The sequence below is a fragment of the Desulfovibrio sp. genome, from assembly GCF_034006445.1.
GTDB lineage: Bacteria > Desulfobacterota > Desulfovibrionia > Desulfovibrionales > Desulfovibrionaceae > Desulfovibrio.
Window position 1 is genome coordinate 224,736 of the sequence record NZ_JAVESS010000003.1, and the last position, 15,022, is coordinate 239,757.

The 15,022-nt window shown below is 61.4% G+C and carries 12 protein-coding genes; 4 read left to right on the forward strand and 8 right to left on the reverse strand.

The genetic code is table 11. From position 1 onward, the window contains the following. Positions 1-95: 95 nt before the first annotated feature. The 3 genes from RBR41_RS05655 to mutY form a co-directional block, all read right to left on the reverse strand. Positions 96-1,460: an HlyD family type I secretion periplasmic adaptor subunit gene (locus RBR41_RS05655; protein WP_320351611.1), complete on the reverse strand. Its 1,365-nt coding sequence runs from the start codon at positions 1,458-1,460 to the stop codon at positions 96-98. Next, on the reverse strand, positions 1,457-3,823 hold the full coding sequence (locus RBR41_RS05660) for a type I secretion system permease/ATPase (protein WP_320351612.1): 2,367 nt from the start codon (positions 3,821-3,823) through the stop codon (positions 1,457-1,459). Before RBR41_RS05660 ends, RBR41_RS05655 begins: the two co-directional genes overlap by 4 nt. A 102-nt stretch (positions 3,824-3,925) precedes the next feature. After that, positions 3,926-5,266 carry an A/G-specific adenine glycosylase gene (mutY, locus tag RBR41_RS05665; protein ID WP_320351613.1) on the reverse strand — a complete coding sequence of 447 codons (1,341 nt, stop codon included), beginning with the start codon at positions 5,264-5,266 and terminating at the stop codon, positions 3,926-3,928. A gap of 118 nt (positions 5,267-5,384) precedes the next feature. Between mutY and RBR41_RS05670 the strand changes: the two genes are divergently transcribed. The 3 genes from RBR41_RS05670 (at position 5,385) to RBR41_RS05680 (ending at position 7,544) form a co-directional block, all read left to right on the forward strand. Beyond that, positions 5,385-5,894, forward strand: a complete 510-nt coding sequence (locus RBR41_RS05670) for a peptidylprolyl isomerase (protein ID WP_320351614.1) — start codon at positions 5,385-5,387, stop codon at positions 5,892-5,894. Positions 5,895-6,087: 193 nt separating this feature from the next. Beyond that, a complete protein-coding gene (locus tag RBR41_RS05675; RefSeq protein ID WP_320351615.1) occupies positions 6,088-6,567 on the forward strand; it encodes a DinB family protein in 480 nt (159 codons plus the stop codon). Between the two features lie 461 nt (positions 6,568-7,028). Then, positions 7,029-7,544 (forward strand): YceI family protein, encoded by a 516-nt coding sequence (locus RBR41_RS05680; protein WP_320351616.1) that lies wholly within the window; start codon positions 7,029-7,031, stop codon positions 7,542-7,544. A gap of 263 nt (positions 7,545-7,807) precedes the next feature. Here the strand turns inward: RBR41_RS05680 and RBR41_RS05685 are convergent, their stop codons facing one another. From RBR41_RS05685 to RBR41_RS05705, 5 genes are all read right to left on the reverse strand, one after another. Continuing rightward, positions 7,808-8,278 carry a hypothetical protein gene (locus RBR41_RS05685; protein ID WP_320351617.1) on the reverse strand — a complete coding sequence of 157 codons (471 nt, stop codon included), beginning with the start codon at positions 8,276-8,278 and terminating at the stop codon, positions 7,808-7,810. 27 nt (positions 8,279-8,305) lie between these two features. Beyond that, entirely contained in the window at positions 8,306-9,118 is an 813-nt protein-coding gene (locus RBR41_RS05690) for a DUF4198 domain-containing protein (RefSeq protein WP_320351618.1), read from the reverse strand. A 240-nt stretch (positions 9,119-9,358) separates the two neighbouring features. Next, positions 9,359-9,982, reverse strand: a complete 624-nt coding sequence (locus RBR41_RS05695; protein WP_320351619.1) for a class II aldolase/adducin family protein — start codon at positions 9,980-9,982, stop codon at positions 9,359-9,361. A gap of 248 nt (positions 9,983-10,230) precedes the next feature. Further along, positions 10,231-11,277, reverse strand: a complete 1,047-nt coding sequence (thiL, locus tag RBR41_RS05700) for a thiamine-phosphate kinase (RefSeq protein WP_320351620.1) — start codon at positions 11,275-11,277, stop codon at positions 10,231-10,233. 1 nt (position 11,278) lies between these two features. Next, complete coding sequence (locus RBR41_RS05705; RefSeq protein WP_320351621.1) at positions 11,279-13,627, reverse strand: ATP-dependent helicase; 2,349 nt, start codon at positions 13,625-13,627, stop codon at positions 11,279-11,281. Between the two features lie 137 nt (positions 13,628-13,764). Between RBR41_RS05705 and RBR41_RS05710 the strand changes: the two genes are divergently transcribed. Next, a complete protein-coding gene (locus tag RBR41_RS05710; RefSeq protein ID WP_320351622.1) occupies positions 13,765-15,021 on the forward strand; it encodes a multidrug effflux MFS transporter in 1,257 nt (418 codons plus the stop codon). Position 15,022 lies beyond the last annotated feature (1 nt).

Genomic DNA, 15,022 nt, shown 5'->3' on the forward strand with positions numbered 1-15,022 from the left:
AATACGTGACTGGGGTGTAAAGCCTTTGAGTACTGACTGAAGCCCTGGAGGGGGCATGTACAGGGGATGTGAAGCAAGCATATGCGCCTCGCGATCTATCGTTCTCTCATGGCGTTTTGTTGTGCCTTGAGCAGGGGTTTGAGCAGGTAGTCCAGTACGGTTTTTTTGCCGGAAACGATCTCTACTCCGGCCACCATGCCCGGAATGATGGGCAGGTGTTCATTGCGGTAGACAATTTCATTCTTCTTGGTGCGCAGCTTGACGAGGTAGAAAAACTCGCTCTTTTTGTCTTCAATGGTGTCTGCGCTGATCTGCTCCACCACGGCCTCAAGACCGCCATAGATAGAAAAATCATAGGCCGATATCTTGACCATGGCCCGCTGCTCCGCGTGAATGAAGGCGATGTCGGCCGGACGGATGCGCGCCTCGACCAGCAGGGTGTCGCCCAGGGGCACGATTTCCATGATGGGATCGCCAGAGCGCACCACTCCGCCAAGCGTATTGATGATGACCCTTTTAACCGTGCCCCGTACCGGGGAGCGCAGTTCTGTGCGGGTAACACGGTCGCCCCCGGCCGAAAGCATGGCCTGAAGCGATGTCAGTTCCGTACGCCGTTTGTTGATCTCGGCGTTGATGTCAGATTCGTATTCGGCCTTGTGCAGGTTCAGCTTGCGCTCGATCTCACGGACGGCCTCCTCGGCTTTGCCCAATGATGCCGCAATGGCTTCCAGGTCGCCGCGCAGGGTCACAACGCGCTGTTCCAGGTCAAGGAAGTCCACCCTGGGATAAAGCTTGCGCGCTTCAAGCGGCTTGGCCAGATCGCGGCGCTCTTCGGCCAGGGCAAGGTTGTGCTCAAGTTGGGTCTTGCGGCCACGGTGCTCGTCCACATCCTTGAGGCGCTGCCGGTGCTGCGAGGTCAGCATGGCCATTTCTGACAAAAAGCGTTCACGGCGGCTGTGGTACATCTCTTCCTGGTCGGCCACGACCTGCGGGGCCGAAGTCAGCAGTTCCGCGTCAAATGTCGGGGGAACAGCATTTTTTTCCGCTTCAAGACGTGCGAGGGCCACGCGGTTTTCCAGAGCCTTGGTCAGGGCGTCAGTGTACTGGCTGGCCGCGCCAAGGTTGTCCAGCCGCGCAAGCGGCTGGTCTTTTTCAACTATCTGCCCTTCGCGCACCAGCACTTCGCGCAGAATGCCGCCCTCAAGGTTCTGTATGACCTGGGTGCCGCTGGCGGACACCACCTGCCCGTGGCCGCGCGTGACTTCATCGATGGAGGCCCAGGCCGCCCAGATGACAAGAATGCACAGCAGCACCGCAGTGCCAAGAGAGAGAAAAACGGCCGCCACACGGCCCTTGCGATGCAGGGCCGCATCTACCTTGTTCATGTAGGGCAGGTGCTCCTCTTCCTGTAATGAGGGGAGGCCGAAAAGCCGCCTCCAAAAGTTCACCAGGGCGCTCATGCTGCTCCTCTCATGCCGCTTTCGGGCGCGCCTCCAGCACGTGCGAGAGTCTGCGCTGGCGCGAGTTTGGCTGTGGTTGCCGCCGCTTCGTTGGCGGCCTCGTTCGCGCTCAGGCCAGCGGGCATATTTTCGTTTTGCTGTTCGTTTTGCCGTTGGCCCGGCGCCGGGTCGGCAGCCTGGCGCTTTTGCAAGGTCTGGCTGTTGATGGCTTCAAGCACTTCGTCGCGGGGGCCGTCGGCCACCACGCGCCCGTTGTCGATAATGATGAGCCGGTTCACGAGAGCCAGCAGGCTGGCCCTGTGCGTGATGAGAACAAGGGTCTTGTTTTCGGCCAGTTTGGCAAGGCGGGTGCGCAGCAGGCTTTCTGTGGCCTTGTCCATATTGCTTGTGGGCTCGTCGAGGATGAGCACTTCGGGGTCGTGCAAAAGGGCGCGGGCCAGGGCAACGGACTGCCGCTGCCCGCCGGAAATGGCAAAGCCCTGCTCGCCCACGGGCGCGCCCAGGCCGCCGGGCAGCGCGCGGATAAAGTCCGTGGCTCCGGCCTGATACGCGGCCCGCAGCACCCGCTGATCCTCGATGCCGGGATCGTCCAGCGCGATGTTGTCGCGTATGGAGCCGTAGAAAAGGGTTACGTCCTGGGGCAGGTAGCCTATGCGCCCTCGCAGGTTGACGGCATCCATCTGCCGCAGGTCAACGCCGCCAAAGCGCACGGCCCCGTCCTGGGGTGTGTAGAGCCCGGTCATGAGTCTGCCGATGGTGGATTTGCCCGATCCCATGCGGCCGATGATGGCCACCTTTTCGTGGGGCCGTATGGTAAAGCTCACGTCGGACAGCGAATTGTGCTTTGCCCCCGGATAACTGAAACCCACGTGTTCAAACGTGAAGGCGGGCTGCAGCAGGCCAAAGTCCGTCTTGTCGGTCTCGGCCGGGTCCTCGGTGGGCAGTTCCATGATGGTGTTCAGCGCGGCGAGGGCCATGCGTGACTGGTGCAGGCGCGAGATCATGCCCGCCAGCTGCATGAGCGGAGCCATGGCCCGGCCCGCCAGAATGTTGCAGGCAATGAGGCCGCCCATGGTCATCGAGTTGTCCATGATGCGGTATACGCCCCAGACGATGACCCCCACGGACACAAGCTGGCTGAGCCCGCTGGACACGCTGAGGGTCAGGGTGGCGTAGCGGCGGGCCATGCGCGAGGTCTCTGCCGAGGCATCACAGACCTGTTCCCACAGGTTGAGCAGGCGGCTTTCGGCCCGGCTGGTTTTGACGGTTTCAAGCCCGTGCACGATTTCAACCAGCAGGGCGTGTTTTTGCATGTTCAGCAGGTAGTTGGAGGCGGCATGACGCCGCGCGCCCATTTGCAGCAAAAGGCCCAGGCCCACCATAAGGGGCACGGCCGCCAGGGGCACGCTCACAATGGGGCCGCCGATAAGAAATATGAGGCCGAGAAAGATGACAAGAAAAGGCAGGTCGGCCAGAACAACCAGACTGCCGGAACTGAAAAAATCCCGTAACGATTCGAATCCACTGAGGTTATTTACAAGCGCGCCCGTGGAATCGGGCTTTGCGTCCATGCGCAGATTAAGCACCTTTTCCATAAGCTTGCTGGACAGCACCACATCGGCGTTGCGCCCGGCCAGATCCACAAAATAGCCGCGCACATTGCGCAGGATAAAGTCGACCATATAGGCCAGCAGCACTCCAGAGGCCAGCACCCACAGGGTTTCCTCGGCCTGGTTGGGCACAACGCGGTCATAGACGTTCATGGCGAAGAGCGAGCCAGCCACGCCCAGAAGATTGATGATGACGGTAGCGATGATCACATGCTTGTACAGCGGCATGTAGTGGCCGATGACGTCCCAGAACCAGCGCCTGGTGACGGGCAGGGGAACGCGGGCGCGGGCGTCCAGCTTGCCCGTGAGACTGCCGAAAACAGCGTAGCCAGTGTACTGGGACTCCAGTTCCTGACGGTTTATGCTCTTTGCGTGTTCGCCTTGTTCGGGAAAGATGACTTCAGCCGTGTCTGCCCCGGCATCCTGCTTGAGCAGAACGCAGCTCTGATCGTTTTTGAGCAGCAGAATGCAGGGGAGCACAAGGGGGGAGATACTGTTGAGATTTTTGCGGCGCACTATGCGCGCGTCGAGTCCGTAGCGTTTGGCCGAACGCAGGCAGGCCGAGGGAGAATCTGAACTTGGGCCGCCGCGTATGCCGCTGAGCAACAGAGGGAGAGATACCGGCTTGCCCAGAAGGCGCAGCAGCGTGCGCAACGAGTGGGCGAAGGACGGCGTGTGGTCCGCGCTTTCGGGTATGCTGTCTGACACGGCCTTGAGGTCCATATCAGGCGCAAAATCTAGCTCTTGCCTCATGCCTGCCTTCTGCAGGACATCCTCTTCTCTCTAGTCAATAATAGGAAACATTATATAGAAAAGGCAAGAGAAAATACGCTATTTTATAAGCACTGACAGATATCAGAAAAGCCGTCCCTGTTTTTTCTGAAGGTCAGTGTGCAAGGGCGACGCCTCGCCGGACGGGCCAAAAAGGCTGTCCGCAAGCTTGCGGTGCGCTGCGGGCATGGCCAGGCCCTCCAGTTCGTCAGGGGTTGCCCAGCGGTATTGGGTGGCGGCGGTGAGTTGCGGCGGCGTGGGGCAGGCATCGTCCTGCGGCGCTAGCTGCGCATTTGCGCCGCTGTTGGCCAGTTCAAGGCCAAAGCAGTGCAGGGTAAGCCGGTAGGTGGTGTAGCCGTGGCGTATGACGCCATATCTGGCGGCCACCCGCACCGCAAAACCCGTTTCTTCCATAAATTCACGCACTGCGGCCTGTTCCGGACTTTCGTCAGGCTCGACCCTGCCGCCGGGGAATTCCCACAGGTTTCCCCATACGCCGGAAGGCGGACGTTTTTGCACAAAAATGTGTTTTCCTATGCAAAGCACACCCGTGACTGCGCGCACCGGCGTGATGACGGCGCGTTTGCCCGGCACGGGCCGCTGATCCTGTATGCCCAGATGGCGGCTGATACAGAAGCAGGCCAGGGGGCAAAGCTCGCAGCGCGGTTTTTTGCGGCAGATGAGGGCACCCAGTTCCATCATGGCCTGATTGTGCTCGCGTGATTTGCCTTCGGGCACAAGGCGCAGGGCCCAGCGGTGGATTATGCCCGCGGCCGGGTCCTGCTTCACGGGGCTGTCCACATCAAAAATGCGCGAGATGACGCGCTCCACATTGGCGTCCACGCAGGGCAGCTTTTCGCCAAAGGCTATGCTGGCAATGGCCCCGGCCGTGTACGGCCCCACACCCGGCAGGGCGCGGATGGACGCGAGGTCGGAGGGAAACACGCCCCCGTGTTCCGTCATGATTTTGCGGGCGGCAGCCAGAATGTGGCGGGCGCGTGAATAGTAGCCAAGACCTTCCCACTGGCGGAGCACGTCCTCTTCATGGGCGGCGGCCAGAGTGGCGATGTCAGGGAAGCGCTGCATCCAGCGCAAAAAATAGCTGACGCCGCGTTCCATCTGCGTCTGCTGCAGCATGACTTCTGAAATCCAGACTTCATAGGGCGTATAGCTGGCGCGCCACGGCAGGTCACGCTGATGGACGGCAAACCAGTCGAGCAGCGCCTGCTTCAAGGCTGGCAGGTGCCTGTCCGGAGGCAGATGCGCGATTGTTTCAGTCCCCAATGCGGGCGAACTGGCGGGTGAACTGGCTGTCTGGCTGGCTGGCGGGCAGGCAGGCTCAAGGCCCGGTAAAAGGCTGGCTGCCTGTCGGGCGCTTTTGCCTGCGGACACGGTGACGGATGCTTTTTTGTTTTTTGCGGGCATGCAAACAATCTATACCCGGCTGCAGGCATTGTCATCTTTCCGGCCATACTCTATATTCCGGCTCAGGGCGCGCTTTCCGCTTGGGCAGGCGCGTGCCATCACCACTAAAGGAGCTATCATGGCTGACAATCCCACGGTTTTGCTGGAAACCACGTCCGGCGACATTTTGATCGAGCTCTTCACCGACAAGGCCCCGAAAACCGTTGCCAACTTTTTGCAATATGTGGATGAAGGGTTTTACACCAACACCATCTTCCACCGCGTTATTCCCGGTTTCATGATTCAGGGCGGCGGCCTTGGCGCGCGCATGGACGAAAAGTCCACCCGCGAACCCGTGGCCAATGAAGCCGACAACGGCGTGAAGAACGAGCGCGGCACCATCGCCATGGCCCGCACCCGCGACCCGCACAGCGCCACGGCCCAGTTTTTTATCAACCTGGTGGACAACAGCTTCCTCGATCACAGCTCCCCCACCCTTGACGGCTGGGGCTATTGCGCCTTTGGCCGCGTGACCGAGGGCATGGATGTGGTTGACAAGATCGCCAAGGTTAAGACCAAGAGCATGGGCATGCACGAAAACGTGCCTGTGGACATGGTGCTTATCACCAACGCCAGCCGTTTCGAATAACATCCGCACCGCCGCCATACGCTGACGCGCGGACGTCATCTGCTGACGGCGGGCTTCGCCAGCCGGTTGATCCATGTTCAGGCCCCCGCTTTGCACAAGGCGGGGGCTTTGGTTATGGTGGAGCCAAACAGTGTGCCCGGCGTGTCCGTCAGGCACACGCATGACGGCGGCAACGCCCTAAAAGGAGAAAAGCATGTCACGAGACATTATCAATGCCGTTCAGGCCCCGTACCGCCATTCCTGGAGCCTTCTGACCCAGTTCATCGACGTCTGCCCCGAAAAGATATGGAATGAAACACGCGGCGGCTGGCCCGTGTGGCAGCAGATCGCCCATGCCCTTGCCGTACTGAATTTTTTCACCCTTGGTGAAAACGACGCGCCCGCGTCCGCCCCCTGCGACATGGCCACCCTCATGCTCAAGGTTCAGGGTTCCTGCGCCATCGGCAAGGACGCCATGCGGGAGTATGCCGAAACCGTGCGTGTCGGCGTGGACGCCTGGCTGGACGGCCTTTCGGACAAGGACCTCACCCGTATCCACACTGTGCTGAGCAAAAAGATCGGGCGCGACGTGGCCTATGGCGCGGCGGTGGCCATGCTGGCCAGCCATACCTGCTACCACATCGGCTCCTGTGACGCCGCGCTGCGGGATAATGGTCTGCCCGGCGTATTTTAGCCAGTGTCGTCACGAGCGCCTTTTCAGTTATTTCTGCGTCGCGATTCGGCGCGACATAACTGAAAATTCATCCCGTGACTAAACGGGCTAGGGCAACGCTGTTTTACATTGAAATGCCTTGTGGGGGAGGGACCCTTTTGCAAAAGGGTCTCCTCCCCCACGCCCCCACCCCCTAAAACCTTTATTGCGTGTTGTGTAAGACAAGGTTTTTTGATCTGACGCGGGCTTCCAGGGAGAGCTTCTCATAGGCCTCCCTCATTTCGCAGTTGAAGACCCCGCTACGCAGTTTACCCTCGCGTACAGTTGCGCGTATTTTCGCGGCAAGCACATGCCCGCGCATCCGCCAGCGCCATTGCAGCGTGCAGCTGCTCCACACATGCCCGTCCGGGTGGCCAGGGTTTTTGCCCCGCAAAATGACCTCTGCCCTGTGTGCAGAGGCGGCAAAAAACAAGGAGAATACCATGACCACATGGAAGAATGATCCGGCCCATTCCCGCCTTGGCTTTGTAGTCAGGCATCTCACCATAACCGAAATAACCGGCAGGTTTGCCGAGTTCACGGTCACTGCCGAGATCGGCAAGGACGACCTCTCCGACGCAAAGTTCAGCATGGCCGCCCAGACAGCCAGCGTTGATACAGACGTGGCTGCGCGCGACGAACATCTGCGCAGCGGTGATTTCTTTGAAGCGGCGGTACACCCCGTCATGACCTTTGAGAGCAGCAAGGTGCGGCTTGAGGGCGCGGGCGAAGGCAAGATCAGCGGCCTTTTGACCATACGCGGCGTGGCAAAGGAAGTGACCTTCAACTTCCGCAGCAGCGAGGTGGTGACCAATCCCATGACGAAAAAGCCCACACGTTCCTTCAAGGTGTGGGGCGACATAAAAAGAAAGGATTTTGGCGTGGGCGTGAACGAGCCCGCCGCCATGGTGGGCGAGATAGTACACGTCTCCGCCGATGCGGAGTGCTCGCCCGAGTAGTGCAATTTCAGCGCGAGAGATTGTTCTAGATAACAATCTGCAATGATTTAAGGAAGCGCGGATTAAAGAACCGTCTGGAAACGCGCTGGTATTTCCTTTGGCAAGGCGCGACCTTTTTTCAAGCAGGGGTGGACTCTTCCGTCCCCGACTGTTTCAAAAAAAGTGCAGCAAAGCCCCCAAACGGAATAACTACGCGTTTCCTTAAATAAAAAAGAGGCCCGCCCCCCATGGGCGGGCCTCATGGCCGTGTTGCCAACCTGGCTTTACGCCTTGCGGCGTTGACGCCACAGCACGGACATTGTTCCCAGATTCAGCAGCAAACTGACGCCCAGCAGGGCCCGCAGGGGTGTGGCAAAACGTCCCCATGCGTCAGTGGCGGCGTCTGCCGTGGGAGCGGCGCCGCCGTTTTCGGCCACAGTAGTCTCGTGCACTACCCTGTGGCCCATGTTGTCGGCCATGATCACCCGCCAGTGGCCCGGGGCATTGGGCACAAAGGCGAAGCGTCCCTGGGCGTCGGTGCGGCCATTCTGGAATTCCATGCCCGCATCGGCCGGGCCGTATATTTCCACATTTGCGTAGGCAGGCACTTCGCCCGTGGAATAGGCGAACTGCATGACAACGGCCTGCCCCTGGGGGATTTCGGCGGCGCGCAGGGCATGGGCAGAGGCGTGCCGCGCATTGGCCATCACAAAGCAGGCGCAGAGCAGAACCAGGCTGAAAACTTTTGCTGACACGGCAAATCTCATGATCATGCTGTCGCGTTATTGCACCGGGAAAACGTAGGTGGCCCGCAGGTGGTGGGCGTCGGCGTCCGTGCCCGGCGTTTTTTCAACGGTGGCGGTGCGAACCATCCAGAGCGCTGGCGCGTCCACGGCAAGGGCGGCTTTGCCCTGGGCGTCGGTGGTGGCCGTAACCTTGTAGGCGTCTTCTTCCTTGCTGAAACCGTCGTGGGTCAGGCCCACGGCAGCGCCCGGCAGGGGTTTGCCGCGCAGCAGCACCTGTACGTTCATAACGCCGCCCGGCTTGACGGTTGCGGGATTGTCCAGCAGGAGGATTTCCAGCATCTGGTTTTGCGGGGTTTTGTACAGCGCGTCATTGGCGGCAGGGTTGAGCAGGCTTTTGGCGAACTTTTCATACTTGCCCACAGAGCGGACTTTCTTGCCTTGCGCCTCAAGCTGGGCGCGGTTGCCCTCAAGCACGCCTTCCGTGGTTTCGCTCCATATCTGGGGCAGGCGGTGGCCTACCAGCAGGGCCGGGGCCGCGTCCGTCAGCAGAATGTCGCCCACAAGGGCGGCAAGCGAAGCGTCTTCGGTCAGGGTCACGGGAGTGGACTTGCCCTTTTGCACCAGTTGCAGGTTCACGCTTTCGGGCTTTTCCGCTTCTTCGCTGATCATGAATACATGCGAAGCCTGGGCCTGCACGCGGGTCTTCTGTCCGGCGGCCGGGGTGGCCGTGTCGGGCTTGAGGATGAATTCGTGCGCCGTTGCGGGCAGGGATGCGCCCAGCAGAGCCGTAAGGGCCAGACCGCCGAGGATGGGTTTTGCCTTATGGCCAAGCTGCTGCAAAAGGTTCATGTCGGGCTCCTTGGTAAGATGCTGTGCTGAAAGATTGTGTTACGAATTTTTCAAAGATGCTACACAAGGGCAGGTTCTTTGGCAAGCTAAAAAACACGATTTTGTTAATCGTGTTACGATATTTTGTAGAACCAGGGTTTTCAGGGCGTATCTACGGGGGGCAGCAAAAAAGGCCCGGTGGCGGGCCTTTATCTTTTTTGGCGTGAAGTGCGGGGTGGGAGCCAGAAAGGTGAGAACAGATCAGCGCATGCTCAAAAGCTGGATGGCGGCCAGATGTTCCAGTTCTTCGGTCAGGCAAAGCGCTTCGGCCAGGGTCGCGCCCGTGCTGCACAGGCCGTGCCCTGCCATCCACACAGCCGGATGATCAAGGCTTGCCCTGGCCACGGCGTCGGCCAGTTTCGCAGTTCCGGGCGGCAGGGCAGGGGCGAAGCCCAGGCGGGCGCGCCACACGTTTGCCTCGAAAAGCGGGAGGCGTAAAAATTCTTCCATCCCTTGGCCCTCCTTTTCAAGGCGCAGGCTCAGGGCCAGCAGGCGGCGCGGGTGCGTATGCAATATTGCTCCGCATTGCGGTTTTGCGTTGTAAATGGCCAGGTGCATGCCGGATTCCGTCGACGCCGGGCCGCCGTGCAGCGGGGCCGCGCTCTCAATCTCCACAAGGCAGCAGTTCTGCGGGGCAAGGCGGCCCTTGGCAGCCCCTGTGCAGGTCAGGCACGCGACGCTCTCATGCGGGGCGGGCAGGCGGCGGCTGGCGTTGCCGTTACAGCCCGAAAGCAGGCCCTGCGTCCACGCATCCCGGCAGATGTCGCGCATTTCTTCCACATAAGGGGCCATAAGCTCCTGTGCTGACTGAAAATCCTTGTGCATGCGTGTTTCCTGCGGTCAAAGACGCTTGTCTGTTGTCAGAAAGTGTTTCGAAGTAAGGAGCGTTAAAGCATTTTGCCTTTGAAAAAGGGGAGATGCTTCAACGCTGCACGAGAGCGCAGCGCGCCACAGCGCGGCGGGCATTCTGCCGGAAAGCGTCGTTTCTGGCAGAATGCCATTATTGAAATGTGTGCTGCTTCAAGGGCGAGCTGATCCGGTCTGCGCTTTTGCCAGTCACAGGCCGAAGTGTTTCAGGCCTCAAAGTGGTCAAATCCGCCGCCAAGGTTGTCCAGAGGCGCGTTGTTGCACACAATGCCACCCCCGGATGTGACCACGCCAATGCTGTACAGGCCGGGGATGGCCGCGTGCAGGGGCGGCAGCATGTCGGGCGCGCAGGTGCCGAGCAGGGCGTAGTCCTCACCGCCGAGCAGGGCTTCATGCACCGGGTTTTTGCCCGTGGCCGCAGCGTAGCGCAGTATTTCGGGGTGCAGGCGGCCTTGTGGCAGCACAATTTCCGCGCCGAGGCCCGTGCATTTTTCCGGGCAGACCACGCTGAGTTCACCTGTGAGGCCCAGCAGGCGCGGCAGGTCGCGCATGATGCCGTCCGAAAGATCCATGAGGGCGGGGGGCCGCGCGTTGTAACCCGCGCGCGCCAGCATCAGGCCAGCGTCCACTTGCGGTGCGGGCCGCAGATGGGCCGCGCAGGCGGCGGGCCAGGCTTCAAGGGCCTGACGCCCCTGCGTTTCCAGTTGGGCAAGCCCCACGCGTGCAAGGCCCAGGGGGCCGACCACAAAAAGCACGTCTCCGGGCATGCTGCCGCCCCGCACCAGAAAATGGCCGGGGTCTGCCGTCTCGCCCCAGACGGTGATGGAAATGTGCAGGCTCTTGCTGCGCGAAAGGTCGCCTCCGGCCAGCGCCATACGGTGCTGACCGGCCACTTCGGCCATGCCGCTGAAGAATCTGTTGAGCCACTCCATATCCACCCATGCGGGCAGGCCCAGGCAGAGAGTGAAGCCAAGGGGCCGCGCCCCGCAGCCCGCCAGATCGCTGACATTGACGGCAAGGGCCTTGTAGCCCGTGTCTTCGGGCGTAAAATAGGAACGGCGAAAATGGATGTCTTCCAAAAAAAGGTCGCTGCTCACGCAAAGGGGGCGTTCGGCCTTGAGCACGGCGCAGTCGTCGCCCCGGCCCAGCAGCAATGAAGGATGGGTCTGGGGAAAATATCCGGCCAGGCAGGCCAGTATACGGTCTTCCGACAGTGGCGCGGCTGTGCCGTCGGACATTGGGGGCGCAACCATATCAATTCTCCATGAGCAGGTATTCGCTCAAAATGACCTTGAGGCCGAAGCCGGGAAAGTTCACCTGCACCTTTTCGGGCGACAGATGCTTGATAATCTTGCCGCGCCCGAAGATGCGGTGGGTGCAGTAGCAGAGTTGCCCCTGGCTGGCGGCAGTGCTGCCTGTGCCCGTTGTGCCGGAACTGCCAGCTGTTTGGCTTTCACCCTCGGCCGGGTTTTCCTGACGGGGGGCAAGACTGTGCGGCCGCGCAAAGTTCAGGCCGGACGCGGCATTATCCTGTTCCGGAGGCAACTGGCAATCGTCAAAGGCGGCGTAATCGCGACTGGCCTGCGAATGTGCCTGCGAATGTGCCTGCGAGTATGCCTGCGGGCGGGCCAGGGGCCGGGCCAGTGGCTGGTACGTAGCAGTGCCGCCGAAGCTGCCCGGCGTGCGGCGTGAAAGACCGCCGCCAAAGCCCTCCACCCATTCTTCCACAAGGCCTGGGGCCAGTTCGCGCACAAAGGGGCTCTGGTTCACGTGCTGACTGCCGCGCTCGGCCCTGTTGTACAGGGAGGCCGGGGCGTAGAGGTCCAGATGTTTGCGGGCGCGGGTGCAGGCCACGTACATGAGGCGGCGTTCTTCTTCAAAATCTTCGGGCCGCGCCAGGGCGTGACGCGAGGGAAAGCGGTCTTCCACAAGATCGATGATGCACACGGCGTTCCATTCCAGCCCCTTGGCCGAATGCACGGTGGAAAGGGTAATCTTGCCTTCGGCGTCGTTTTCGTCCTCTTCGGGCGACTCCAGCGCCAGATCGGCCAGAAAAAGATCCAGATGCACGTAGCCAGAAGCCATCTGAATGATTTCTTCAAGACCCTGCTGACGGCGGGGCCAGTCTTCGGGGTACAGGGTTTCCAGCCGGGGGCGGTAGTGCTCCAGTATGGCCGCCAGCGTGGACGATGGGGCCATGGGGCGCGCGCGCAGGTCGTTGATGAAGCGCATGTCTTCCAGAAAGCCCACGTGTTTGCCAAAGGCTTTTTCCGTGGCGGCCGCGTCGCCGCTGCGCGCCACGGCATAGAGCTTTTCCACGGTTTTGGGGCCGATGCCGCTGTGCTGGGCGGCCACGCGGGCAAAGGCGGGCAGGTCCAGCGGGTTGAGCAGCAGGCGGGCGTAGGCCATGACGTCCTTGACGTGGGCCGCCTCGGTATAGCGCAGGCCGCCGTACTTGCGAAAGCCGATGCCGGCCTGGTTGAGCGCCATTTCAAGATTGTAGGAGTGGAAGCCCGCACGGAAGAGCACCGCGATTTCGTGGGGCAAGTGCTCGCGCAGCAGGTCCTCCACACGGCGCACCACAAGCTTGGCCTGGCTGGCATCGCTCAGGGGCGTGACCAGGCGCACCGGCTCGCCGCCTTCCTTTCTGGTGAACAGGTTTTTATGAAAGGACTCCGCCGCATGGGCCAGCAGGCTGTTGGCCACATCCAGCACGGGCTTGGTTGACCTGTAGTTCTCCTCCAGCCGTACGACCTTGGTGCCGGGGAAAAAATTGGGGAAATCCAGAATGTTGCGGACGTTCGCCCCCCGGAAGGCGTAGATGGACTGGGCCTCGTCGCCCACGGCCATGACGTTGCCCGGGGGGCCGTCTTCCGGCCCGGCCAGCAGACGCACGATGCGCGCCTGCACGAGGTTGGTGTCCTGATATTCGTCCACAAGAATGTGGCTGAAGCGCTGGCGCAGGCTGGCGGCGGCCAGGGCATTGGTGCGCAGCAGATCTTCAAGTTCAAAAAGCAGGTCGTCATAGTCCATGAGGCCTTTTTCGCGCCTGTAGGCGTTGTAGGCCTCGCCCAGGCGGGTCAGGCTTTCGGCATGGGGCAGCAGGTGAAAGGCCTCGCGCCGCAGCACTTCGTCCAGCGGCAGTTCCTTGTTGCGCGCCTTGCTGAGCAGGCCCACCACGGTCTGGGTTTTGGGAAAGGATTTGTCGCCCTTGCCCAGCTTGAGAGTGTCCTTGCAGTGCTTGACCGCTGCCGTGATGTCTGCGGCGTCCATAACCGTAAAGGGGCGGTCGGCCAGCCACGCGGGTTTCCAACGGCGCAGCACGCTGAACGAAAAGGCGTGAAAGGTGCCGCCCTGCACGCCGGTAAGCCCCTGATTCAGCAACAGTCCCGCGCGGTGCAGCATTTCCTGCGCGGCCTTGCGGGTAAAGGTGAGCAGCAGCATGGCGTCGGGCGAGACGCCGTTTTCGGCCAGCCAGGCCAGACGGTAGACAATGGTGCGGGTTTTGCCGCTGCCCGCGCCGGCCACCACCAGCACGGGGCCGTCGCCGCTGGTGGCTGCCTGGTATTGGGCTTGGTTGAGCGCTTGAGCGTAGTCGATCATGACGCGACCCTAGCACAAGGCTTTTCGGCCCGCCAGAGCGTCGTGCGGCCAGTGTCCTGTTGTGCCCTGTAGCGGAGCAACTTGACTTTGCCCGCAGCCGGGTTGAATATCCGCCAAAATTAAGGGAATAGTACCGTATGAGTTTTTCACAGAATGACCTTGTCGTCGGCCCCGGCGCACGGCTGAGCCGTGGCCGCAGGCTTCTTTTCGCGCTGCTGCTGGCCATGCTGGGGGCATTCGGCCCCTTGAGCATAGACACCTATTTGCCGAGCCTGCCCCAGATCGCCGGGGATCTTTCCATCTCGACGGCGGCCTCGCAGATCACCATTACCGCCTTTCTGATGGGTATGGCCATCGGGCAGATATTCATAGGCCCCATTTCAGACAGTCGCGGGCGGCGTGGCCCCCTGCTGCTGGCGCTGGCCTTCTTTACCCTTGCGTCATTTCTTTGCGCCAAGGCCAGCTCCGGCGAAGGTTTTATTGCCCTGCGGTTTGCGCAGGGGCTCAGCGGGGCAGGGGGCGTGGTGCTCTCACGCGCCATTGCCTGCGACCTTTTTCGCGGGCCGGAGCTCACAAGCTTCATGGCCGTGCTTGCCGCCATACAGAGCGTGGCCCCCATTGTGGCCCCGCTTTTGGGCGGCGGACTGGCCGCGCTGGGCAACTGGCATGCGGTATTTCTCTTTCTGACGGGCTTTGGCCTGCTGCTTGTGTGCCTGTGCGGCTGGCTGCTGCCGGAAACCCTGCTTCCTGAGGCCCGGCGGCCCGGCGGCGTGCTTGCCGCCATGCGCTACTCGGGCAAACTCTTCAGCGAAAAAGCCTTCATGTGCTTTGCCGGGGTGCAGGGGTTCACCATGGCCGGATTTTTCGGCTATGTGGCTGCCTCACCCTTTATTTTGCAGGATATGTACGGTTTTTCGTCCACGGCCTATGCCCTGATCTTTGGGGCCAACGCGCTCAGCCTGTCCTTCATGGCCGTCATTACGGGGCGGCTGGCCCGCCGCGTCAAGGAGGAAAAGCTGCTTGTGGCAGGAAACGTCCTGCGCTGGGTGGCCTGCCTGGCAGTGCTGGGCGTGACCCTGGCGCGTCCGGTCTCGCCCTGGCCCCTTATAGCCGCCCTGTATTGCATGATCACGCTTCAGGGTGTGACCTTCGCCACCAGCTTCACCCTTGGCATCGCGGCGCAGGATGTGGGCGCGGGCGCGGCTTCGGGCGTGATCGGCGTGGCAGCCTTTATCTTCGGGGCGTGCTCCTCCCCGCTGGTGGGCCTGGCAGGGCCGGGAACCGCTGTGCCTCTGGGGATAGTCTGCGCAGTGACGGGAAGCGCCGCCCTGATTTTGAGCCTTATGGGCACCAGGGCGCTGCGCCTGCGGCGCGAGCGTCTGGCCGCATCTTAAG